This is a genomic window from Bradyrhizobium sp. AUGA SZCCT0177 (assembly GCF_018130125.1).
Classification (GTDB): domain Bacteria; phylum Pseudomonadota; class Alphaproteobacteria; order Rhizobiales; family Xanthobacteraceae; genus Bradyrhizobium.
Genome location: NZ_JAFCMA010000002.1, coordinates 139,484 through 162,237 on the forward strand (window position 1 = coordinate 139,484; position 22,754 = coordinate 162,237).

A 22,754-nucleotide genomic window follows, 5' to 3' on the forward strand; every position below is an offset into this window, starting at 1 on the left:
AAGACTTGCAATTTCAAGACTTGCAATTTCAGGACTTGCGGAAGCGGATCAGCGAAAAATGCCCCATCGGCGGCATCGGCCGCCGTTCGGTCAGGCTGACGCCGCCATGTTTGGCGGCCCAATTGGTCAATCGTTCCCAGGGGAATTCCGGCCGCCAGCCGAGTCGCCGCGCCAGCGGTGCGAAGGCGAGTTCAAAGACGCGCCGCGGGCCGCTTTCGGCGCCGATGTGATTGACCAGGATGAGTTCGCCGCCGGGCTTCAGCACGCGGATGAAATCATCCAGCGTGCGTTCGGGATCCGGCACCGCGGTGATGACATATTGCGCCACCACCGCATCGAAGAACGAATCCTTGAACGCCAGATTCTTGGCATCCATCACCGCGAGCGTTTCGACATTGGAAAGGCCGAGCGCGCGAACCCGCTGTTGCGCCCGGCGCAGCATCGGTTCGGAAATATCGACGCCGCACAATTTGGTGCTGCGCGAATAATCCGACAGCGACAATCCGGTGCCGACACCGACGTCGAGGATGCGCCCGCCGATCTTGTCGGCTTCCGCGATCGTCGATTGACGGCCGTGCTCGAACACCTTGCCGAACACGAGATCGTAGACCGGCGCCCAGCGCCCATAAGCCTTTTCGACCCCCTCGCGGTCGATGTCCGCAGTCATTCCCTTAAGCCCCCGCCCTTATGCCCCGCATTTTTTTAGCCGCGCATCACCTCGGCGAGCGGTGGCGCCGTTATATCCTGCACCCCTGCCCTCGCAACCTTCCGTGCGGTCGCACTCCTGATGAATCCGCCGCCGAGCACGCGCGCCTGCCCCGAGGGCGCGTCGTAAAACACGCAGGCCTGGCCCGGCGAAACGCCTTCTTCGCCGGCGACGAGTTCGACTTCATAGCCGCCATCGACCGCGCGCAGCCACGCCGGCTGCGGCGGGCGCGTCGAGCGCACGCGCACGAACATCTCGATGCCTGCGCCGATCACGCGCTCCAGCGCGCCGTCGCCGATCCAGTTGACGTCGCGCAGCTGGATACGGTCCATCCGCAGCGCCTCGCGCGGTCCCACCACGACGCGGCGGCTGGCGGCATCGAGCTTGACGACATAGAGCGGCGCGGCTGACGCGATGCCCAGCCCCTTGCGCTGGCCGACGGTGAAATGAACGATGCCCTGATGCTGGCCGATGACGTGGCCGTCGAGATCGACGATGTCGCCGGGCTCGATCGCGCCGGGCTTCAGGCGGCCGATGATGTCGGTGTAGCGTCCGGTCGGGACGAAGCAGATGTCCTGGCTGTCCTGCTTGTCGGCGACCTCGAGCCCAAAGCGCCGCGCCAGTTCGCGCGCCTGCGGCTTGGTCATGTCGCCGAGCGGAAAGCGCAGATAGTCGAGTTGCTCGCGCGTGGTCGCGAACAGGAAATAGCTCTGGTCGCGATCGGCGTCGGCCGCGCACACCAGCGCCCGCGATCCGTCAGCGAGACGCCGCGAGGCGACATAGTGCCCGGTCGCGAGTGCGCTGGCGCCAAGCTCGCGCGCGGTGGCCAGCAGGTCGCGAAACTTGACCGAGCGGTTGCACTCGATGCACGGCACCGGCGTTTCGCCGAGCGCGTAGCTGTCGGCGAAATTGTCGATCACCGACTCGCGAAAACGGCTTTCGTAATCGAGCACGTAATGCGGAATGCCGATCCGCTCGGCGACGTTGCGGGCATCGTGAATGTCACGGCCGGCGCAGCAGGCGCCCTTGCGATGGGTGGCCGCGCCATGGTCGTAGAGCTGCAGCGTGATCCCGACCACGTCGTAGCCCTCGGACTTCAGCAAGGCAGCCGTCACCGAGGAATCGACGCCGCCAGACATGGCGACCACGATCCGTGTGTCCTGAGGGCGGCCTTCGAGGTCCAGACTGTTCGGCATGGCAGGTCAATCGGCTTCAATCGCGAGGCAGCGCCGCGCGGCAAGAGTTCAAAAAAGCCTTTTACATATAAGGCCTTAAGGCCCGGTCCGGCCCTTTTTGGCCGGACCGGAAGCCCGCTCTTTAATATAGGCCGTATTCCCGGGAGGCAATCAGCCGGACCGGGTTTGGCCGGGCAATAGACGGCAAATCTTGCCGCCGGGCAGAAAAGGGGGCCGGCCCAGGGCCTCGGTGACCGACCCGGCGCCACCATAAGGCATTGAAATAAAACGATATTTTTTGGAGATCCAGCGTGGCCCGGTCCTTGCTCAGGGATAGCCAAGGTTTCAGCGCGAGGGTCGTCCGTGGTTAGTGTCACGTCAGAACTATTGGCAAACGTGTCTTTTCAAGGCGCGACGGCAAGGTCGGGGCGGCCGGATTCCGACCAGACGGCCGGAAACGACAGCTTTGCCGCGCTGGTCGACAGCAACAAGGCCGCTGCCAACAGCGACCACCGTCCCCAAGACACTGCGCCGCGCCGCGCCGATGATTCGCAAAGCCCAGCGGACCACCGGGCGCGCGACAACACCGCCGCATCGGACAAGGCGGCTTCGGACAAAGCGGCATCCGACAAGGCCGCGCGCAGCGACGCGCGCCAGGATTCCAGCGGCAGCAATGCCCGCGACAACGCCGAGGCGGACACCAACACTGACGCAACCCGCTCCAAGACGAAATCGGATTCTTCCAAGTCCGACACCTCGAAACCGGATGAGACCAAGGCGGAAGGCAAGCCCGCTTCCGGCGAGGACGCTGCAGCCACCGATCAGACCGAAGCGAAACAGGATACGGCAGCACTGGTAACGGCCAGCGCCGTGGCCACCGTGATTCCTGTCGCTACGGCAACAGTGGAAGCCTCGATCGCAAAAGCTCCCACCGATACCGCGACAGCGCCGCTTGCGATCGCCGCCGCCGCCATTGTCGCCACCGCCACGCTCACCGGGGCAACCGCTCCGGCGGCCGATGCCAGCGCAAATCCGGCTGCGACCGCCAACGCCGCCAAGACAGAGGGCGCGAAGATCGATGCCCAGATCGAGGTCAGCGTAGCCGTCACCGCGCAGGTCGCTCCCGCCGACACCACGGTCACGTCAGGCATCGCATTGGCTGCATCCGCGGCCGCGACGGCTGCCGGCGTGTCGAAAACCGCAACGCAAGCCAAGACGCCGGTCGCCACGAAGGAAGCCACTGCAACATCGGGCGAACCGGACAAGGCAGCCGGCACGATCGCCGTCCCCGCGGCTCCGGCGCCCGGCACCATCGTTCCATCAGTCACGCCGCAGGCCGAGGCCGCAGGCCAGCCGAAAGCCGAGAACGGCGTCATCGATGCCGCGAAGGCTGATGTCGCAGGCAACGGCGCGCCGGCACCATCGGCCAATGCGGCCGTGCATGCGCATCCGGTCACAGCCGATGTCAGCCAGACGCTGGCTGGCGCATCCAACAACGGCTTGCAGGCCGCAGGCGCGATCCAGACGCAACAGCCGGCATCTTCCACCGCACCAGTCCCGGCACCCCAGCTCAACGTCGCCGTCGCGACATCAGCAGCGGTGCCGCTCAGCGGGCTTGCGATGGAAATCGCAGCGTCGGCCAAGAGCGGCAAGAGCCGCTTCGAAATCCGGCTCGATCCGGCCGAGCTTGGCCGCATCGACGTCCGCATCGATGTCGATCGCAACGGCCAGGTCACCTCGCATCTGACGGTGGAGCGGCCGGAGACGCTGTCGATGCTGCGCCAGGACGCCAACCAGCTGCAGCGCGCGCTCGACAATGCCGGGCTTTCGACCGGCAATAGCGGGCTGCAATTCAGCCTGCGCGATCAATCCTCGCAGGGCCAGAACGACGGCAACCAGTCCAATCCCAATGCCCATCGGCTGGTCGTCAGTGAAGAAGACAGCATTCCGGCAGCGGTTGCCGGCCGCAACTATGGCCGCATGCTCGGAGCGAGCGGCGGCGTGGACATCAGGATTTAACGGAGAGCGTTATGGCAGTCGATGCAACCATGCCGACGACGATCGTCTCGGCGCCCGCAACGGGCAGTTCGAGCTCCAGCAGCTCCACGAGCTCGACCGCGACGACGGGGATCGCGGATAATTTCCAGACCTTTCTGACGCTGCTGACGACGCAGCTGCAGAACCAGAACCCGCTGGATCCGCTCGACACCAACCAGTTCACCCAGCAGCTGGTGCAGTTCGCCGGCGTCGAGCAGCAGCTCAAGTCCAACGACCAGTTGAAGTCGCTGCTCGAAATCGAAAAGAGCGCCCAGGCGACCCAGGCGCTGGTCTATGTCGGCAACACGGTTGCGGTCGACGGCAGCAAGGCGGCGTTCGACAAGTCGGCGACCTGGAATTTTCAGAGCGACAAGGACACCTCGGCAACCATCACGATCACCAACTCGGCAGGACAGACCGCCTACAGCGGCAACTACGCGCTGAAACAGGGCGGTAGCAGTTTCGTTTGGGACGGCAAAGGCAATGACGGCGTGCAGTGGCCGGCCGGCACTTACACGCTGACCGCCACCGGCAAGGACAGTTCCGGCAACAACGTGGCGATCTCCACCGAAGTCCAGGGCGTCGTGGATTCGGTCGATCTCAGCGCCTCCCCGCCGCTGCTGTCGATCGGCGGGCAAAGCTACACGACCGACAAGATCAAGCGCGTGGTGCGCCCGTCGACCACGAGCTAGTGCCTGCGCTTTCGTCGTCCCTGCGAACGCAGGGACCCATAGCCACCGGCTTTTGTTTTGCGAAGAACGCCTCATCTATCTTGCTTAACCGAGAGCACAACGCGGTATGGGTCCCTGCGTTCGCAGGGACGACGTGAAGTGAGACTTCGGATTCAATTGTCAAACAGCGAGAGGATGTGCGTTCGCATTCTCGCGGCGCCATACGCCCGAGCTTTGCCAGAAATTCCTTGCCCCCGAAATAAGAGGGCGCAGGGAAGACCGGGTGCGCGCTGCACCCGCGGTCTCGCGTGCGGTTTGCACAAAACAAAATGCACACGAGCATACAGGGCAGCGGAGAACACCCGGCCTTCCCTGCGCAATGGCTTTACGGCTTATGCCGCGCTCTCCCCGGAGACGAGTTCTTGGTTGACTCCCTCGCTGCCGTTCAGCTCTCGCCTACCCGACAGCTTGACACCTGCAACGGGCGCCAGGACCACACGGTTTTGCCGTACGCTTAGTCCACGCCGTCGTCGAGGCGTAAACCAGCGTCCACCGCAACCCGCCCAACGTCCGTGACGACGGCCGACGCCCTTCTGAGTAGGACGGGATGGGCAGATATATGCACCTGATTTACCTTCTGGTAAACAGAAATATTTTTTAACAGGACTTGACACGATTTCCGTAAACCAGAAGCGATTTGTCCGTCGGGTTGATTTGTCGCAGGCTGGCCGCAAGATTCCGCTTGCGCGCGAAGCGACGCACGTCGGTAGGGCGGATTGAGCCGAAGGCGTAATCCGCCGCACCGGTTACATACGCAAACGGGGTCTGTGCTATCAAACACTCTATATCGAATGATCGTCACGCGATCGACCAGCGGAGATTCTAGCGAAGATGATCACCTGACGATTACCTGGATGGCGGATTACGCCTTCGGCTCAATCCGCCCTACGAGTTCTGTGCGTCGATGGAACAAGAATGAAAGACGACATTGAGCTTTGGAAGCACAACGTCACTGCGCGCTGGGCGCAGACCGTTGAGTCTGGGATCGAGATCACTGGCGAGCGCAACAGGCGTCTAGGCCCGCTTTGGGAGTGCGCCAAGGTAACAATATACGTCGAACCATCGGATCATTTTGAGGTGGTTGATCTCGTGGAGAGCACCAGTAAAGCGCGGGAGGAGGGTTATCCGGACAGCTTCATATTCGGATTGCTCGATATGCTGATAACGTTGGAGCACGGTCCACTGATCAGAGTTCGCGTGACGTTGAAGACCGCAGAGTATGATCCCATTAATTCAACGAGGAACGCGTATTGGCAAGCAGGGCGCGACGCCGGAAGGAAGCTTGCGGAGACCGTTAGCCGAAGCCGGCGCCACACCTGACCTCCAAGCGGATTGGAGCCGTAGGCGTAATCCGCCGCACGGTTACAACGCCAATAGGCTCAGAGCGGAGACCGCAGCGAACAGCCCAAATGGCGGATTACTCCTTCCACCTCGCTCGTGGAGCGACCGCCGATGTAGTCGGCTCCAATCCGCCTACCCCCCACTCCTCCTCCGCCCGGCCCTGCCCAGCCCCTCTCGCAGACGCCCCGCCGCCCCTGTTCCCGGCATATTCAAGGAGATTCGTATTGAACCCTTGAGCTTAGGCAAATTTTAAGTCGCACGGCGTAGGTTATTACCGTGAGTTCAGTGGTTGAGAGTTTGTGAGTACGCCATGACAGAACCCCATCGCCCGAGGGTAAAATACGTCATCGGGCCTGACGGAAGTCCATTAACAATTGCGGACCTGCCCGCGCCCGGCACCAAACGGTGGGTGATCCGCCGCAAGGCCGAAGTCGTTGCCGCGGTTCGCGGCGGCCTGCTCTCCCTCGAGGAGGCTTGCAGCCGCTACACGCTGACGGTGGACGAGTTCCTGTCCTGGCAGTTCTCCATCGATCAGCATGGCCTTGCAGGCTTGCGGACCACCCGCATCCAGCAATACCGGCAATAAACTCTCCAAACCGGAAGATTTGATGAAAACCGGCTTCGTTTTGCGAAGCTGGTTTTTTTCATGCCGAAACTTCCTTCACCGACTTTAACGGTCGTTAACCATATGGAAACCATCCCCTAGGCAATAATTGCCCAGTCGGTCCCCGGGTACGAATCTTGGGCCGAATCCCTGGGGGCGGTTGGTGCAAAGTCTCGTTGCTTTCCTGAGAGGCCTGGGCGCGTCGCGGCTGATGGCGATGATCGCGGTGACCGCAGCCCTGATCGGCTTCTTCGCGTTCGTCATCATGCGCGTCACGACGCCGCAGATGACCACCCTCTTCACCGACCTCACGGCCGAAGACTCCTCCAGCATCATCAAGGATCTGGAACGCCAGGCGATCCCCTTCGAAATGCGCAACGAAGGCGCCGTGATCATGGTGCCGAAGGACAAGGTGACGCGGCTGCGGATGAAGCTGGCCGAAGGCGGCCTGCCCAAGGGCGGCGGCGTCGGCTACGAGATTTTCGACAAATCCGACGCGCTCGGCACCACCAGCTTCGTCCAGAACATCAATCATCTGCGCGCGCTGGAGGGCGAACTCTCCCGCACCATCCGCGCCATCGACCGCATTCAGGCTGCCCGGGTCCATCTGGTGCTGCCGGAACGGCCGCTGTTCTCCCGCGAAATCCCGGAGCCGTCGGCCTCGATCGTGGTCCGGGTGCGCGGCAGCCTCGAACCCCAGCAGATCCGCGCCATCCGCCACGTGGTCGCTTCCGCCGTCAACGGCCTGAAGCCGCAGCGGGTGTCGATCGTTGACGAGGGCGGCCGGCTGCTCGCCGACGGCGCCAGCAGCAATCCCGAGGGCGCGAGCGGCGACGAACGCCGCACCGCCTTCGAGAAACGGATGCGCAATGAGGTCGAGGCGATCGTCTCCTCGGTGGTCGGCCAGGGCCGCGCCCGCGTCCAGCTCACCGCCGATTTCGACTACAACAAGGTCACCCAGACCTCGGACAAGTTCGATCCCGAAGGCCGCGTGCTGCGCTCCAGCCAGTCCCGCGAGGAATCGTCGGCGACCGCCGGAGACAGCGGCCAGGTCACGGTCAACAACGAACTGCCCGGCAACCAGGCCAATGCCGGCGTCCCGGCGCGCGACCAGAGCAAGAAGAGCGAAGAAACCAACAATTACGAGATTTCCCGCGTCACCAAGACCGAAGTCACCGAGGCCGGCCGGGTCAACAAGATCTCGGTCGCGGTGCTCGTCGACGGCGCCTACACCAAGAACGAAAAAGGCGAGATGGTCTATTCCGACCGCAGCAAGGAAATGCTCGACCGCATCGCCACCCTGGTTCGCTCGGCGATCGGCTTCGACCAGAAGCGCGGTGACCAGGTCGAGGTCGTGAACCTGCGCTTTGCCGAAGCCCCGTCGGTGCCCCCGGTTGCCGAGCCGACCGGACTGCTCGGCATGTTCCAGTTCACCAAGGATGACGTCATGTACGTCATCGAGCTTGGCGTCATGATGCTGCTCGGCCTCGTCGTGCTGTTCATGGTGATCCGCCCGCTGGTCAAGCGCATCCTGGCCGCCGAAGCCGTTCCCGCGCTGGCCGGCGGCGCCGCCGTGCCGGCGCTGGCCGACGGCACCGCCGAAGGCACGCCCGGCCAGGCCCTGATTCCCGCCGGCGGCGCCGCCGCCTTGATCGACGTCGCCCAGGTTCAGGGCCAGGTCCACGCCCAGGCCGTGCACCGGGTCGGTGAACTCGCCGAACGAAATCCGAACGAGACCGCCTCCATTGTTCGTCAATGGCTCAGCGAACCTGTCGAGTGACCTGACATGGCCGTACCGCAAACCACCAACGCCAACGACATCACCACCGTCATCTCGGCGCTGGCGAGCCGTCAGGCGACAAGGCCCAAGGGCAAGCCGCTGAGCGGCCCGCAGCGCGCCGCCATCCTGATGCTGGCGCTGGGCGAACAATATGGCGGCAAGGTCTGGGCACTGCTCGACGACGACGAGGTGCGCGAATTGTCGATCCACATGTCGACGCTCGGCACCGTCGAGGCCGACGTGGTCGAAGACCTGCTGCTCGAATTCGTCTCAAGGATGTCGGCCTCCGGCGCCCTGATGGGCACCTTCGACGCCACCGAACGGCTGCTGCAGCAATATCTGCCGGGCGAGCGCGTCACCGGCATCATGGACGAAATCCGCGGCCCCGCCGGCCGCAACATGTGGGAGAAACTCTCCAACGTGCAGGAAGAGGTGCTCGCCAACTACCTCAAGAACGAATACCCGCAAACCATCGCCGTGGTGCTGTCGAAACTGAAGCCGGAGCACGCCGCCCGCGTGCTGGCGATCCTCCCTGAGGATCTCGCGCTCGACGTGGTCGGGCGCATGCTGAAGATGGAAGCGGTGCAGAAGGAAGTCATCGAGCGCGTCGAACAGACGCTGCGGACCGAGTTCATGTCGAACCTGTCGCAGACCCGCCGCCGCGACGCCCACGAGGTGATGGCCGAAATCTTCAACAATTTCGACCGCCAGACCGAAACCCGCTTCATCACCTCGCTGGAAGAGGAAAACCGCGAATCCGCCGAGCGCATCAAGGCGCTGATGTTCACCTTCGACGATCTGATCAAGCTCGACTCCGCCTCGGCGCAGACGCTGATGCGCAACATCGACAAGGACAAGCTCGGCATTGCGCTGAAGAGCGCCAATGAGGAGGTCCGCAGCTTCTTCCTCGGCAACATGTCGTCCCGCGCCGGCAAGATGCTGCTGGACGACATGGCCGCGATGGGACCGGTGCGGCTCCGCGACGTCGACGAGGCGCAGGCGCTGCTCGTCAACCTCGCCAAGGACATGGCCGCCAAGGGTGAAATCACTTTGACCAAGAACCGCGCTGACGACGAGCTGGTGTACTGATGGCCGCGCCCGCAAAATTCCTGTTCGACATGGACTTCGGCGCGCCGGACAAGACGCGCGAGCGTCCTGCCACGCCTGCCGAGATCGCGCAGAAGATCGCCTCGGCCGAGGCCCGCGCCTATCGCGACGGCTACGAGGCCGCGCAGCGCGAGGCCAAGGCGGAAAGCGACCGCCGCGCCGCGCTGGCGCTGGAAGAGATCGGTATTGCGATCAAGGGCATCGCCTCGCGCTTTGGCGGCATCGAAGCGCGGATGGAGACCGAGGCGGTCGACGTCGCGGTCGCGGTGGCCCGCAAACTGTGCGGCGAACTGATTGCCGCCGAGCCGCTCGGCGAGATCACGGGACTGGTGGGCGATTGCTTCTCGCATCTGGTCGCGACGCCGCACCTCGTGGTCCGCATCAACGACTCCCTCTACGAGGCCGCGCGCGAAAAGATCGAGCGGCAGGCCACGCAGAGCGGCTTCGAGGGCCGGCTGGTGATCCTGGCCGAGCCTGATATTGCAACCGGCGACTGCCGGATCGAATGGGCCGACGGCGGCGTGGTGCTGGAGCGAGCCGCCATCGAAGCCAAGATCAACGAACTTGTCGGGCGCTACATGGCGTCCCGCGATCAGGCCGGAAGGCCGTGAGGACTGAACCATGAGCGACACTGACACACATGTCCCGCTGCAGGACCTCAACGCCGCCAGTGCCGAGCCTGCGGATGACCTGGCCTACAATGAAGACGAACAGGCCTCGCGCATAGCGGCCGACCTGGAGGCCGTGTTCGACGTTCCGGTGCAGGTCTCGGCGGTGCTCGGCCGCTCCAAGATGGACGTTGGCGAGCTGTTGAAGCTCGGCCCCGGCACCGTGCTCGAACTCGACCGCCGCGTCGGTGAAGCGATCGACATCTACGTCAACAACCGGCTGGTGGCGCGCGGCGAAGTCGTGCTGGTGGAAGACAAGCTCGGCGTCACCATGACGGAAATCATCAAGGCGGAACGCACCTAAAACAACGGCACGCGCATAAGCGGCGCGAACAGACGAACAGGAGACTATGATGCGGCTTCTCATCGTTGGCACATTGAAGGGCCAGCTCACCACGGCCACCAAGATCGCGATGGACAACGGCGCTTCGGTGACCCACGCCGAGACGATCGAACAGGCGATGGCGGTGCTGCGCGGCGGCAAGGGCGCCGACCTGATGCTGGTCGACGTCGCGCTCGATATCCGCGATCTGGTGATGCGGCTCGAGGCCGAACACATCCATGTGCCGATCGTGGCCTGCGGCATCTCCAACGACGCCCGCGCCGCGGTCGCCGCGATCCACGCCGGCGCCAAGGAATACATCCCGCTGCCGCCCGATCCGGAACTGATCGCCGCCGTGCTCGCCGCCGTCGCCAACGATTCCCGCGACCTGATCTATCGCGACGAGGCGATGGGCAAGGTCGTCAAGCTGGCACAGCAGATCGCGGGCTCGGACGCCTCGGTCATGGTCACCGGCGAGTCCGGCACCGGCAAGGAAGTGCTGGCGCGCTACGTCCACACCCGCTCGGCCCGCGCCAAGCGGCCGTTCATCTCGATCAATTGCGCGGCGATCCCCGAGCACCTGCTTGAATCCGAACTGTTCGGCCACGAAAAGGGCGCCTTCACCGGCGCGGTGGCGCGGCGTATCGGCAAGTTCGAGGAAGCCACCGGCGGCACGCTGCTGCTCGACGAAATCTCCGAGATGGACGTGCGGCTGCAATCGAAATTGCTGCGCGCGATCCAGGAGCGCGTGATCGACCGCGTCGGCGGCACCAAGCCGGTCCCGGTCGACATCCGCATCATCGCGACCTCGAACCGCAATCTGGCCGACGCCGTGCGCGAAGGCACCTTCCGCGAGGACCTGCTGTTCCGGCTCAACGTCGTCAATCTGAAGATCCCGGCGCTGCGCGACCGGCCGGCGGATATCATCGAACTGGCGCACCATTTTGCGAAGAAATATTCCGAAGCCAACGGCGTGCCGCTACGCCCGATCTCCAGCGACGCACGGCGGGTGCTGACCTCCAACCGCTGGCAGGGCAACGTCCGCGAGCTCGAAAACACCATGCACCGCTCGGTGCTGATGGCGCAGGGCGACGAAATCGGCGCCGATGCGATCCTGACCCCGGACGGCGACCGTCTCGACCTTGCCAAGACCGCACCGGCCGTGGCGCATGCCACCTTCGCCGCCGAACAGGTGACCCGCGCGCTGGTCGGCCGCACGGTCGCCGACGTCGAACGCGACCTGATCCTGGAGACGCTCAAGCATTGCCTCGGCAACCGCACCCACGCGGCCAACATCCTCGGCATTTCGATCCGCACGCTGCGCAACAAGCTGAACGAATATGCCGACGGCGGAATCCCGATCACGCCGGCCGGCGCCGGCGACTATCAGCGCTTTGCGGCAGCGGGCTAGTCGAAGCGCCATCACCGTCATTGCGAGCGAAGCGAAGCAATCCATCGTGCCGCAACGGCAGTATGGATTGCTTCGTCGCTTACGCTCCCTTGCGCAAACGCCTTGCGTTTGTCGCAGGCAATGACGTCAGAATTACAGGGTCCCGCCGCGAATAACTCGGTGCGTCCGGCTTGCGGAAGATGTGGATGGGATCGCCGGGCTGCAGATCGCGCCCGGTGAAGACCGCATAGGCGTAAAGCGCGAGATAGCCGATCGCAAGCGCGCCGACGCCGTAGAATGCCCAGATCGCGATACGTTTCATCGGGTTACCACACTGCATTGGACGGGGCGCGCGACGTCGCGCCGGCAAAACCGCCGCAGCGGCAAAACAGTTTCAGGAAGCCTGCGTTCCAAGGCGCGCTCTCATTCCTTAGGGATCGGAAGTGAGCGTTCTAGAGCCTTTTCCGTTCCGATGGAATCGGAACGGAGCTCTAGATTCTTGTTCTGACGCGTTTTCTTCACGCGAACCGGTGTCCACTTCGCTGGAAAACGCTCTAGTCCGTGCGCTCGCTGAACGCCACGGCGACAAACGCCCTTCCCGCTTCCGTCACCGGATTTTCACATATTCCGGAGCGTGATTCCATTTGCCTCACTCAACCTTTTGTTGCTAATACTTACCCAACAACGGGAGAGCGATCATGGCCTTGTACGCGCAGACGAGTGGGACGCAGACGACCAACTCCGGCACTTTCGTTCCGATTCCCGGTCTGAGCATCACGATTCCCGAAGGGGTCGGCACCTCGGCGCTGGTGATCCTGAACCTGCCGATGCCGTACGCACAGGGCAACGACTACCCCGGCGCCACCGTCGGAATTACTGTGAACGGTACCGCGTTGGGCGTTGCGGCAAGCTTCACCTACAACGAACAGGAACCGTCGAGCACCGGTCGCGTGCCGACCACGCTGGTCGTCAGCGTGCCGCTAGCAGGTGCGCCGCAGACCATCGCCGGGGTTTGGTACGGCGTGCGCGGCAGCACCGTCATCATCGACAGCCCAGCAACGCTCAGCGCGATCTTGGACTAGATTTCCCGCGTCAGGAGCGAGCGGCCCGCGGTGGGGGCAGGCTGACTTCGGCCAGCCGCACCGCGTCCTCGTTCTGATCGATCGCGACATACTGGCCCTGCCAATAGGCCAGCGCCGCGGTGCGGGTCGATAGCTGCAGGTCCAGCACGCGGCCGATCAGAATGGCATGGGAATGCCGCTCGACGATTTCCTCCAGCTCACAATCGATCGCGGCCAGTGCGCCCACCAGCAGCGGCACGCCCGAAGCGCGCGTCGTCCACTCCGCGCCGGCAAACCGCTCTGCGCCCTTGAGCCCGTCCTTGCCGGCAAAGCGCTCGGCGACGTCGATCTGGTCCGACGTCAGGATACTGACGCCGAAGCAGCCGTACCGCTGCACCAGCGGCCATGAGGACGCGTTCCGGTTGACGCTGACAATCAGCGCCGGGGGATCGACCGACAGCGACGACACCGAGGTCACCGTCATGCCCGAAATGTCCCGGCCGCGCCCGGCCGTGACGACGCTCACCCCGCCCGTCAACTGTCGCATGGCGCCGCGGAAATCGTCTGACGAAACCTCTTGGGAAACCTGACGGTCGATCGCGATATGGCGGACAACGGAGTTCATGATGGCCTCACAGGTCGGAAGTGTCCTCGGTGCCTTGCAGCAGGTTCTTCAGGATCGAGCCTTCCAGCGCGGCGAGTTCCGCCGAACCCCGACGCCTCGGGCGCGGGATATTGACGTCAATGTCATGCGCGATGCGGCCGTCCTCGATCACCAGAACGCGGTCGGCCAGTGCCACGGCCTCGGCGACGTCGTGTGTCACCAGGATCGCGGTGAAGCCCTGATCCTGCCAGACCCGCTCCAGCAGCCGCTGCATCGAAATCCGCGTCAACGCGTCAAGCGCGCCGAGCGGTTCGTCGAAGGCCAGCACGCGCGGGCGGCTGACCAACGCACGCGCCAGCGCCACGCGCTGCTTTTGCCCGCCGGAAAGCACCGCCGGCCATTGTGCCCGTTTGTCGTCAAGGCCGACTTCGACCAGCGCGCTGTCGGCGCGGGCCTGCGCGTCCGGCGAGGTCCGCTCCCGGCCGAGGCCGACCTCGACGTTCGACAGCACCCGGGCCCAGGGCAGCAGCCGCGGCTCCTGAAACATCACGCGAACGTCTTCCGCGCGCGTTTCCTCGCCAAAACTGATGGTACCCGCGGTAATCGTTTCAAGGCCCGCGATCAGCCGCAGCAGCGTACTCTTGCCGCAACCGCTACGGCCGACGATGGCGACGGACTGCCCTGCCGGAATGTGCAGGTCGATGCCGCGCAGCACCTCGTTGGCGCCGAACGATTTGCGCAATCCCCGGATCGTCAGCGAAAGCCCGCGCAACAGGGCGTCCGCATCCCGCCGCAACAGCCGCGCCTGCTTGACGAACTCGGGCTGGTCCACGGCTTCGGCATCCGCGGGGCGAAAACGAAGAGCTTCCTGCATTTCAATCCTCAAAAGTTTCTGCCTCAATGTTTCTGGAAGGCCGGATGCCAGGACAGCGTCAGCCGCTCCAGCGCGCGTGAAGCGCTGTCGGCAAGCTTGCCAAGCAGCGCGTAGATCAGGATGGAGAGCACCACGACGTCGATCAGCATGAACTCGCGCGCCTGCATCGCCATGTAGCCAAGCCCCGACGACGCCGCGATGGTTTCCGCCACGATCAAGGTCAGCCACATGATGCCGAGCGCAAAGCGCAGGCCGACGAAGATCGATGGCAACGCGCCCGGAAAGATCACCCGGCGGAACAATTCGCCGTCGGTCATGCCGTAAATGCGGCCCATCTCGATCAGCTGCGGATCGACGGTGCGGATGCCATGCAGCGTGTTGAGGTAGATCGGAAAGAACACGCCGAGCGCGACCAGGAACAGTTTTGCCGACTCATCGATGCCGAACCACAGGATGACGAGCGGGATCAGCGCCAGATGCGGAATGTTGCGAACCATCTGCAACGTCGTGTCGGTCAGTTTGCTCGATAGCTGCGACAGGCCGTTGGCGAGGCCGAAAGTAAAGCCGATGCTGCCGCCGATAAGGAATCCGACGCTGGCGCGCCAGAAACTGACCCAGATATTGCGCACCAGTTCGCCTGACAGCAGCAGCTTCCATCCAGCCAGCGCCACATCGCTCGGCGCCGGCAGCACCCGCGCCGAGACGAAGTCGGTGACGCAGGCCACCTGCCAGAGCAGGATGATCGCAAGCGGCACGATCCATGGAATGAAGCCGTCGGCCCGCGGCAAGCGCAAGCGTCGGACACGCGGAAGACGTTCGATCAGACTCATGATTGCGATGCCTTGACGAGGGGACGATGTTCATTGGCGATGGTCTCGCCGAACGGGCCGGTATTGACGCGTATCGGCGTCACGTTGTTCGGCTGTTTCAGCGACAGCAGCGGAAACACCAGTTCGGCGAAGCGATAGGCTTCCTCCAGATGCGGATAGCCCGACATGATGAAGGTATCGATGCCGACATCCTGATATTCGCGGATCCGCGCCGCCACCGTGGCGGGATCGCCGACCAATGCCGTCCCTGCCCCGCCACGCACCAGACCGACGCCGGCCCAGAGGTTGGGGCTGATCTCGAGCTTGTCGCGCCTGCCGCCATGCAACTGCGCCATGCGCTGCTGCCCAACGGAGTCCATTCGCGAGAAGATTTTTTGGGCCGAGGCCACCGTCTCGTCGGTGACATGCTGGATCAACTCATCCGCCGCCTTCCAGGCCTCCGTGTTGGTCTCGCGGACGATCACATGCAGGCGGATACCAAATGAGAGTTTTCGTCCGCGCGCGTCCGCGACCGCTTTCACGCGATTGATCTTCTCGGCCACCTGCGCCGGCGGCTCGCCCCAGGTCAGATATTTGTCGACGGTGTCGACGGCGACATCGATGCCGGCGTCCGACGATCCGCCGAAATACAGCGGCGGCCGCGGCGCCTGCACCGGCGGAAACAGCAGACGGCCATCCTCGATGCGGATGTGCTTGCCTTCGACATTGACGGTCTTGCCCGCGAGCAGGTCGCTATAGACGTTGAGGAACTCGCGCGTCACGGCGTAGCGCGCGTCGTGATCGAGGAATATCCCGTCGCCCTTGTTCTCGACGGGGTCGCCGCCGGTGACGACGTTGACCAGCAGCCGCCCGTTCGACAACCGGTCGAGCGTCGCGGTCATGCGCGCGGCGACGCTCGGCGATTGCAGGCCGGGCCGTACAGCCACCAGATAGCGCAGCCGCTCGGTCCAGGGCGCGACGGCTGACGCCACCACCCAGGAGTCTTCGCAGCTTCGCCCGGTCGGCAGCAGCACGCCGTAATAGCCGAGCTGGTCCGCAGCCTGCGCGATCTGGCGCAGATAATTGAAGTTCACCTCGCGCCCGCCGGTGGTGGTGCCGAGATAGCGGCCATCGCCATGGGTCGGCAGGAACCAGAGGATATTGGCGTTCGATTGGTTGCTCATGAACCCGGCCTCCGTGCCGCGTCGGAAATCTTGATCTGTTTGGGAATGAGGCCGAGCGCGAAGAACGCGTCGGCGACCTGCTGCTGATCGGCGATCACGCTGTCGGTGATCGGCTTGATGCCGTAGGACTGCCGTTTCAGGGCGACCTCGACGACCGGGACCGGAAGACCGATCGCCGGCGCCAGCTGTTCGGCGACGGTGTGAATGTCGCCCTTGGCCCAATCGTCGACTTCGCTGAGTTGGGCCAGCACGAGATCGACGATTTTCGGGTCGGTGCCAATGAACTTCTTCGAGGCGAAATAGAACTGATAGTTCGAGACGATGCCGGTGCCGTCGGCGAGCGTCCGCGCGCCGGTGGCAGCTTCGGCGGCGGCCTGGAACGGATCCCAGATCACCCAGGCATCGACCGCGCCACGTTCGAACGCCGCGCGCGCATCGGCCGGCGCCAGAAACACCGGCTCGATCTCTGAATATTTGACGCCCGCCTTCTCCAGCGCCTTCACCAGCAGATAGTGAACGTTGGAGCCCTTGTTGAGCGCAACCTTCTTGCCCTTCAAATCGGCAACTGAAGTGAGCCTGCTGTCCTTCGGCACCAGGATGGCTTCGCCCTTCGGTGCCGGGGGCTCATAGGCGACATACTGGATCGGCGCCCCCGCGGCCTGCGCGAAGATCGGCGGCGCTTCGCCGGTGTTGCCGAAATCGATGGCGCCGACATTGAGCGCCTCGAGCAGCGGCGGCCCGGATGGAAACTCCGTCCATACCACCTGATAGCCCGCGGCCTTCAGCTTGCCCTCGAGCGTGCCCTTGCTCTTGAGCAGCACCAGCTTGCCGTATTTCTGGAAACCGATGCGGACGACCTTGTCCTGGCCGTAGCTGAGGCCAACCGTCGAGCCGACGATGGCGAGAGACAGCATGGCGCTCGCGATCAGGCGTTTGATGAAACGCTTCATGATGAAATCCTCTGCATTGATTGGAATGCTTTTCTCGAATTCAGGTCTGGGTATTGCGCCAGACGATGTCGCGAACCACGATCGGCTTCGGGATCAGCCCGAGCTTGAAGAAGCGATCGGCGACGGCCTGCTGGGTATCGATGATCGCCTCCGTCACCGGGCCGATCGCGAACGAGGCCCGGTTGGCCGCGACGGTCTGGACTTCCAGCGGAACGCCGGTCACGGCGGCGAGCGCATTTGCCACGGCGTCGCGATTTCCTTCCGCCCAGCGGGCGGCTTCCGTCAGACCCGCGATGATGTCGCGGGTGTGCTGAACGTTGGCGTTCGCGAAATCGCGGTTGGCGAGATAGAACGAATTGGTCTTGGCGACCTCGTAGGCGTTGATCAGGATCCGGCCGTTCTGCTTTTTCTCGCCGATCGCGAAGTATGGATCCCAGATCGCCCAGGCTTCGATGCTGCCATTGGCAAATGCCGGCCCAGCATCGGGCGGCGACAGATAGACCGGCGTGATATCGGCGTAGGTGAGACCGGCCTTTTCCAGCGTCGCAATCAGAACGTTATGCGCGCTGGTGCCCTTGGCAAATCCGATCCGCTTGCCTTTCAGATCGGCAATTGTGCGAATCGAGGAGTTGGCGGGAACCAGAATGCCCTGCCCGTTGGTGATCGGCGATCCCGCCACATAGACGATGTTCGCATTCGCGGCCTGGGCAAAGATCGGCGGGGTATCGCCGACCGCGCCGAGGTCGACACTGCCGGTGCTCATCGCTTCCAGCAACGGCGGGCCCGACGTGAACTCGATCCATTTGATGGCAATTTGTTTCGCGGCGAAGTGCTTTTCCAGAATAGCCTGCTGCCGCGCGATCACGAGCACCCCGGTCTTCTGATAGCCGATGCGGATTTCCTTAACCGGCGCCTGCGCCCGCGCACGCGGCGACAGCGCGACAACGGCACCGGCAACCGACAATCCGAGAAAATCCCGACGCTTCATCACATTCTCCTGAACGATCATGCTCGCGGCGATGCGCGATCATGCGATGCAAGAGATGATGGTGGCGCTTTGAAACGCTGTCGAGTGCTCCGCAAAAATAGCAATGACGGCACTGTTAGTCTGGCTCGCGACGACGCGTTTATTGCCGGAACACGATTTACAACGACGCATTTTTCTTGACGCTTACCCGAAGCCAATTCGTTAATCTTGAATTGGACAGCGACGGAACCTGATCCACCCGGAGTCATAAGCGACCGCCGCCGAGATCGACGAACGCCTATCAAATATGCGCCTGGAATTTCTCTCTGCGAATGCAGACCGGCGTAGCATCGTCATGCGGATCGCGTGACAACAAGAAAGAACGGTTCTATTGACCGCGGTTGCGCGGCCTCTAGCTTGTTTTGATCCCTTTAATGTCAGGCAGATCAAACTCCATGCGCAACCGCACCACATCGATTATCGGAGCCATCGCAGCCATCGCAGTCGTTTCAGCAACATCCGTGGCCGCGCAGACACCGCCATCCGATACGATTCGCATCGGCTATCAAAAATCCTCGACGCTGACGGCCATCCTGAAGACCAATGGCGAACTGGAAAAAGCGCTCGCGTCGCTCGGCGTCCGCGTCTCCTGGCATGAATTCACCAGCGGCCTGCCGCTGCTGGAAGCGATCAACACCGGTAACATCGACTTCGGCGCTGACGTCGCCGATACCGTGCCGCTGTTCGCACAAGCCGCGGGCGCCAGGCTTGCCTATATCGCGGAAGAAGCCGCCTCCCCGTCGGCGCAGGCCATTCTGGTCGGCGCGGAATCGCCCATCAAGACGCTGGCCGATCTGAAGGGCAAGAAGGTTGCGGTGACAAAAGGCGCCGGCAGTCATTTCCTGCTGCTCGCCGCGCTGGCCAAATCGGGCCTGAGCTTCAAGGATATCTCGCCGGCCTATCTGACGCCGGCCGACGGCCGCGCCGCCTTCATCGGTGGAAATGTCGATGCGTGGGTGGCCTGGGATCCGTTCCTGACCAGCGCCCAGCGCCAGTCCAACGCGCGGGTGCTGTCCGACGGCAGCAACGGCCTCGCGAGCTACAAGCGATATTACCTGTCGTCGGCTGCGTTTGCCGATCGGCGCGGCGACGTGCTCAATGCCATCTTCGGCAAGCTCGACGAGACCGGCAAATGGGTCAAGGCGCATCAGGACGACGCGGCCAAATTGCTGTCGGGGCTCTGGGGCATCGATGCGGCGACGGTGAAGGAAGCCAACAGTCACCGTTCCTACAAGGTCGGAATCGTCACAGCGCCCGGCCTGTCCGAACAGCAACGCATTGCCGACGCGTTCTTTGCGGAAGGATTGCTGCCGGTAAAGGTCAACGCGGGCGATGCGAAGATCTGGACGCCGAAGCGCGACTGATCGAACCGGTGGCATGATGTTGGGTTGAATGGTGTGGCGGCAGACTCGCTGCACCTCTCCCGCTTGCGGGGGTCGAGACGAGCGAAGCTCGCTCTTAGGTCGGCGCGAAGCGCCGGGTGGGGGCTCTCTCCACACGGGGAGTGTCAATTGTGGAGACACCCCCACCCATAGCCGATGCTACGCATCGGCGTTCTTAAGCTCAAGGACGGCGGCCGTAGGCCGCCTGCGCCTCCCCCGCAAGCGGGAGAGGGAGCGCACCTTCTTCGTGGCTCGCAACCAGACGTAAACTCAACACGCTCTAAGCGAGGCGGCTTCTATGCCGCCTCGAACGCCGGAACCGGCAATGCGGTGACCGACTTGATCTTTTCCATCGCGAACCGCGAGGTCACATTCTTCAGCGCGACGGCGCCGATCAGCTTCTTGTAGAAAAGATCATAGCTCCGCATGTCGGCGACGACCACGCGCAGCACATAGTCCACGTCCCCGGCCATACGATAGAACTCGATGACTTCAGGCATGGCGCTGACGGCGGCCGCGAATTTCTTCAGCCACGCATCTGAATGATCGTCGCTCTCCACCGACACGAACACCGACAGCCCGAGGCCGATCTTGTTCTGGTCGACCAGCGCGACCTTGCCGGTGATGATGCCCTCGTTCTCCATGCGCTGGACGCGCTTCCAGCACGGCGTGGAGGAAAGCCCGACGCGCTCCCCGATCTCGGCTACCGACAGCGATGCGTCTTCCTGAAGTACCCGCAGGATCTTGCGGTCGATCGCATCGATGCGGCGGGTCTGTTCCGGGCCAGACGTAACAACTTCGCTCATATGTGAAACTTTCTTCCAAATGCATTGCTGTCGACAATGCTATTCAGAAAATAATTCCACACAAGCCGGCCACCGTTTCGAAATTTGGCACGGTCGGAGAAAGACTTGCTGCGCGGAGCGCCTTCGCCAGCCTAAAGACCCGCGCCCTTGCCGATCGCCCCGGAGAACGAACGGTCGACGATGTCGGCGGCGTTGAGCTTCTGCTTGATCAGGCCCGAGCGGAAATAGAGCTCGATGGTTTGCTGTTCGTCGGCCACAACGCCGTCATCGATCGGCGCGACGCGGATTTTCGCCCGGCTCAGCCAGTTCAGCGGCACCGCGGGCGGAATGCTCATCAGCCTGCCCCACGTCTCGGCGTAGGCGCTGACATTGGTCTGTGACCACGCCCGCGCGGCCGTCAGCCGCCTGACAAAATCTTCCAGTTCCGGTCGCTTGTCGCGGATCGCGTTCGGCGTCGCGACCTGGAAGCCCAGTCCCGGCGTAAGACCCTCAGCCGTGATCACGCGCCGCGACTGGAACAGGACTTCTTCCTGACTCACATACGGCTCCCATGTCGACCAGGCATCGACGGAGCCTTGCGTATACGCAACCTTGGCGTCCGACGGCGCGAGGAACACGATCTGGACGTCGCTGGTCGACCAGCCCTTCGATTCAAGCGCGGCAAGAATCAGTTGATGACCGATCGAGCCACGGCCGGTCGCGATCTTCTTGCCTTTCAGGCTCTCGAAATCGCGGACGGCTGAGTCCTTCTGGACCAGCACCGCGAGACCCTCGCGGCTCTGCCGGATCGCCGCGATGGCTTTCACCGGAACGTTGGCCGCCGCGGCGAAGGTGAACGGCGCGTCGCCGACCAGGCCGGTTTCGATCGCGCCCGCGCTTAACGCTTCCAATAGCGGCGCCGCGGCCGGGAATTCCTTCCACTCGATCTTGTAGGGAACATCCCTGAGGACGCCGGCAGCTTCCATCACGGCCTGCGAATTCCCCTTTTGATCGCCGACCCGCAGGGTGGTCTGGGCATCCGCCGAGGCAATCGCACCCAGCAGCAGGCCCGCAACGAGAATGGCGCGCATCATTCCGCTGCCACTCCCCGGGCAACACTGCGTCCGGCGATCAGTTGACGCGTCAGCGGGATCAGTTCGCGGCCGTAGTCGATGGCATCGATCAGGGGATCGAAGCCGCGAATCAGGAAGTGACTGATGCCGAGATCGTAATAGTCGCCAAAGACTTCGGCGACCTGTTCGGGCGTGCCGACCAGCGCCGTGGTGTTGCTGTTGGCGCCGGTGAGTTTGGCGATCTCGGTCCATAGCCGCTTGTCGATCCGGGTGCCCTGCTCGGCCAGCGCCAGCAGCCGTTTCGCGCCGGCGGTGGCATGGCCGTCCGCCGGCTTGCGATATCCGGTCTTGTCCTGCAGCGCGGTGGCGCGGGCCAGAATTTCATCGGCCTTGACCCAGGCCTTCTCCTCGGTATCGGCGAGGATCGGGCGAACCGAGAGGCTGAAGCGCGGCGTCGGCCGGCCATGTTTCGCGGCAGCCCCGCGAACCCGCGACGTCACATCGCGCACCTGCGCATAGGATTCGCCCCACAGCGCGAACGTATCGGCATGCTTGCCCGCGACCTCGATTGCCGCGTCCGAGCCGCCGCCGACGAAGATCGGAATCCCGTCGCTGCGATACGGCTTCAGCTGCGAGAAGCCGTTCTGCACCTGGTAATACTTGCCGTCATAGGAGAACGGCTTTTCGCTTGTCCACTCGGCGCGAACCACATCCAGGAACTCGCTGGTGCGGGCGTAGCGCTCGTCCTTGTCGTCGATGACGTTGCCGTCCTGCCGCAGTTCGGTGGCGTTGCCGCCGGTGATGACATGCAGGGCGACGCGGCCGCCGGAGAGTTGATCGACGGTCGCAAGCTGCCGCGCGAGCAGCGTCGGCGCGGTGAAGCCGGGCCGCTGCGCGATCAAGACATTGAGCTTGTCGGTCACGCCGAGCACGTGCTGGCCGATCTGCAGACCATCCGGCGTGGTGGAATGGAACGCCAGCAGCGCGCGATCAAAGCCTGCGTTCTCATGCGCCTTGGCAACGGTCTCGACATAGTACCGATCGAGAATCGGGCCGTTCCGCACGACGGTTTCGGACGAATAATTGCTGCCGATGTATCCGATGAATTCCACTGACATGGGCTTGCTCCAAAATTTGGGATTGG

General features: G+C 63.5%; 23 protein-coding genes. 11 read left to right on the forward strand and 12 right to left on the reverse strand.

What is annotated here, in order from left to right; genetic code table 11:
• Positions 1–28: 28 nt before the first annotated feature.
• Entirely contained in the window at positions 29–667 is a 639-nt protein-coding gene (locus JQ597_RS02945; RefSeq protein ID WP_192737539.1) for a class I SAM-dependent methyltransferase, read from the reverse strand.
• Between the two features lie 35 nt (positions 668–702).
• Positions 703–1,902: a tRNA 2-thiouridine(34) synthase MnmA gene (gene mnmA, locus JQ597_RS02950; protein WP_212262731.1), complete on the reverse strand. Its 1,200-nt coding sequence runs from the start codon at positions 1,900–1,902 to the stop codon at positions 703–705.
• A 375-nt stretch (positions 1,903–2,277) separates the two neighbouring features.
• Between mnmA and JQ597_RS38215 the strand changes: the two genes are divergently transcribed.
• From JQ597_RS38215 to flbD, 9 genes are all read left to right on the forward strand, one after another.
• The gene (locus JQ597_RS38215) at positions 2,278–3,900 is read left to right on the forward strand and encodes a flagellar hook-length control protein FliK (protein WP_212262733.1); all 1,623 of its coding nucleotides are present in this window, start codon (positions 2,278–2,280) and stop codon (positions 3,898–3,900) included.
• Between the two features lie 11 nt (positions 3,901–3,911).
• Positions 3,912–4,610, forward strand: a complete 699-nt coding sequence (locus JQ597_RS02960) for a flagellar hook assembly protein FlgD (RefSeq protein ID WP_212262735.1) — start codon at positions 3,912–3,914, stop codon at positions 4,608–4,610.
• Between the two features lie 954 nt (positions 4,611–5,564).
• On the forward strand, positions 5,565–5,969 hold the full coding sequence (locus JQ597_RS02965) for a hypothetical protein (RefSeq protein ID WP_212262737.1): 405 nt from the start codon (positions 5,565–5,567) through the stop codon (positions 5,967–5,969).
• 331 nt (positions 5,970–6,300) lie between these two features.
• Entirely contained in the window at positions 6,301–6,576 is a 276-nt protein-coding gene (sciP, locus tag JQ597_RS02970) for a CtrA inhibitor SciP (protein ID WP_002714638.1), read from the forward strand.
• Positions 6,577–6,757: 181 nt separating this feature from the next.
• A complete protein-coding gene (gene fliF / locus JQ597_RS02975; protein WP_212262739.1) occupies positions 6,758–8,374 on the forward strand; it encodes a flagellar basal-body MS-ring/collar protein FliF in 1,617 nt (538 codons plus the stop codon).
• Positions 8,375–8,380: 6 nt separating this feature from the next.
• Positions 8,381–9,463, forward strand: a complete 1,083-nt coding sequence (fliG, locus tag JQ597_RS02980; protein WP_212034367.1) for a flagellar motor switch protein FliG — start codon at positions 8,381–8,383, stop codon at positions 9,461–9,463.
• A complete protein-coding gene (locus JQ597_RS02985) occupies positions 9,463–10,092 on the forward strand; it encodes a FliH/SctL family protein (RefSeq protein WP_212262741.1) in 630 nt (209 codons plus the stop codon). The genes fliG and JQ597_RS02985 overlap by 1 nt, the downstream gene beginning before the upstream one ends.
• 10 nt (positions 10,093–10,102) lie before the next feature.
• Positions 10,103–10,453 carry a flagellar motor switch protein FliN gene (gene fliN, locus JQ597_RS02990; protein WP_212262743.1) on the forward strand — a complete coding sequence of 117 codons (351 nt, stop codon included), beginning with the start codon at positions 10,103–10,105 and terminating at the stop codon, positions 10,451–10,453.
• Positions 10,454–10,502: 49 nt separating this feature from the next.
• Positions 10,503–11,882, forward strand: a complete 1,380-nt coding sequence (gene flbD / locus JQ597_RS02995; RefSeq protein WP_212262745.1) for a sigma-54-dependent transcriptional regulator FlbD — start codon at positions 10,503–10,505, stop codon at positions 11,880–11,882.
• 79 nt (positions 11,883–11,961) lie between these two features.
• Here flbD and JQ597_RS03000 read toward each other — a convergent pair whose 3' ends face one another.
• The gene (locus JQ597_RS03000; RefSeq protein WP_212262987.1) at positions 11,962–12,183 is read right to left on the reverse strand and encodes a hypothetical protein; all 222 of its coding nucleotides are present in this window, start codon (positions 12,181–12,183) and stop codon (positions 11,962–11,964) included.
• A gap of 376 nt (positions 12,184–12,559) precedes the next feature.
• On the opposite strand from JQ597_RS03000, the gene JQ597_RS03005 reads away from it, so the two are divergent.
• Positions 12,560–12,943 carry a hypothetical protein gene (locus JQ597_RS03005; RefSeq protein WP_212262746.1) on the forward strand — a complete coding sequence of 128 codons (384 nt, stop codon included), beginning with the start codon at positions 12,560–12,562 and terminating at the stop codon, positions 12,941–12,943.
• Between the two features lie 10 nt (positions 12,944–12,953).
• On the opposite strand, the gene JQ597_RS03010 is transcribed toward JQ597_RS03005, so the two are convergent.
• The 6 genes from JQ597_RS03010 to JQ597_RS03035 are packed head-to-tail and all read right to left on the reverse strand — an operon-like array spanning position 12,954 to position 18,331.
• Positions 12,954–13,547, reverse strand: coding sequence for a flavin reductase family protein (locus JQ597_RS03010; RefSeq protein WP_212262748.1), 594 nt, complete (start codon positions 13,545–13,547; stop codon positions 12,954–12,956).
• A 7-nt stretch (positions 13,548–13,554) separates the two neighbouring features.
• Positions 13,555–14,400, reverse strand: a complete 846-nt coding sequence (locus tag JQ597_RS03015; RefSeq protein ID WP_212262751.1) for an ATP-binding cassette domain-containing protein — start codon at positions 14,398–14,400, stop codon at positions 13,555–13,557.
• Between the two features lie 23 nt (positions 14,401–14,423).
• Entirely contained in the window at positions 14,424–15,230 is an 807-nt protein-coding gene (locus JQ597_RS03020) for an ABC transporter permease subunit (RefSeq protein ID WP_212262753.1), read from the reverse strand.
• Entirely contained in the window at positions 15,227–16,393 is a 1,167-nt protein-coding gene (gene ssuD / locus JQ597_RS03025) for an FMNH2-dependent alkanesulfonate monooxygenase (RefSeq protein WP_212262755.1), read from the reverse strand. Before ssuD ends, JQ597_RS03020 begins: the two co-directional genes overlap by 4 nt.
• Positions 16,390–17,343, reverse strand: coding sequence for a sulfonate ABC transporter substrate-binding protein (locus JQ597_RS03030; protein ID WP_212262757.1), 954 nt, complete (start codon positions 17,341–17,343; stop codon positions 16,390–16,392). Before JQ597_RS03030 ends, ssuD begins: the two co-directional genes overlap by 4 nt.
• Before the next feature lie 40 nt (positions 17,344–17,383).
• Entirely contained in the window at positions 17,384–18,331 is a 948-nt protein-coding gene (locus tag JQ597_RS03035) for a sulfonate ABC transporter substrate-binding protein (protein ID WP_212262759.1), read from the reverse strand.
• A 434-nt stretch (positions 18,332–18,765) separates the two neighbouring features.
• Here JQ597_RS03035 and JQ597_RS03040 point away from each other — a divergent pair, with 434 nt between their 5' ends.
• A complete protein-coding gene (locus JQ597_RS03040) occupies positions 18,766–19,734 on the forward strand; it encodes an aliphatic sulfonate ABC transporter substrate-binding protein (protein WP_212262761.1) in 969 nt (322 codons plus the stop codon).
• A 314-nt stretch (positions 19,735–20,048) separates the two neighbouring features.
• Here the strand turns inward: JQ597_RS03040 and JQ597_RS03045 are convergent, their stop codons facing one another.
• The 3 genes from JQ597_RS03045 to JQ597_RS03055 all read right to left on the reverse strand — a co-directional run bounded on the left by JQ597_RS03045 (position 20,049) and on the right by JQ597_RS03055 (position 22,728).
• Positions 20,049–20,558, reverse strand: coding sequence for an Lrp/AsnC family transcriptional regulator (locus tag JQ597_RS03045; protein WP_212262763.1), 510 nt, complete (start codon positions 20,556–20,558; stop codon positions 20,049–20,051).
• Positions 20,559–20,689: 131 nt separating this feature from the next.
• Positions 20,690–21,631, reverse strand: a complete 942-nt coding sequence (locus JQ597_RS03050; RefSeq protein ID WP_212262764.1) for an ABC transporter substrate-binding protein — start codon at positions 21,629–21,631, stop codon at positions 20,690–20,692.
• Positions 21,628–22,728, reverse strand: coding sequence for an LLM class flavin-dependent oxidoreductase (locus tag JQ597_RS03055; protein ID WP_212262766.1), 1,101 nt, complete (start codon positions 22,726–22,728; stop codon positions 21,628–21,630). The genes JQ597_RS03050 and JQ597_RS03055 overlap by 4 nt, the downstream gene beginning before the upstream one ends.
• Positions 22,729–22,754 lie beyond the last annotated feature (26 nt).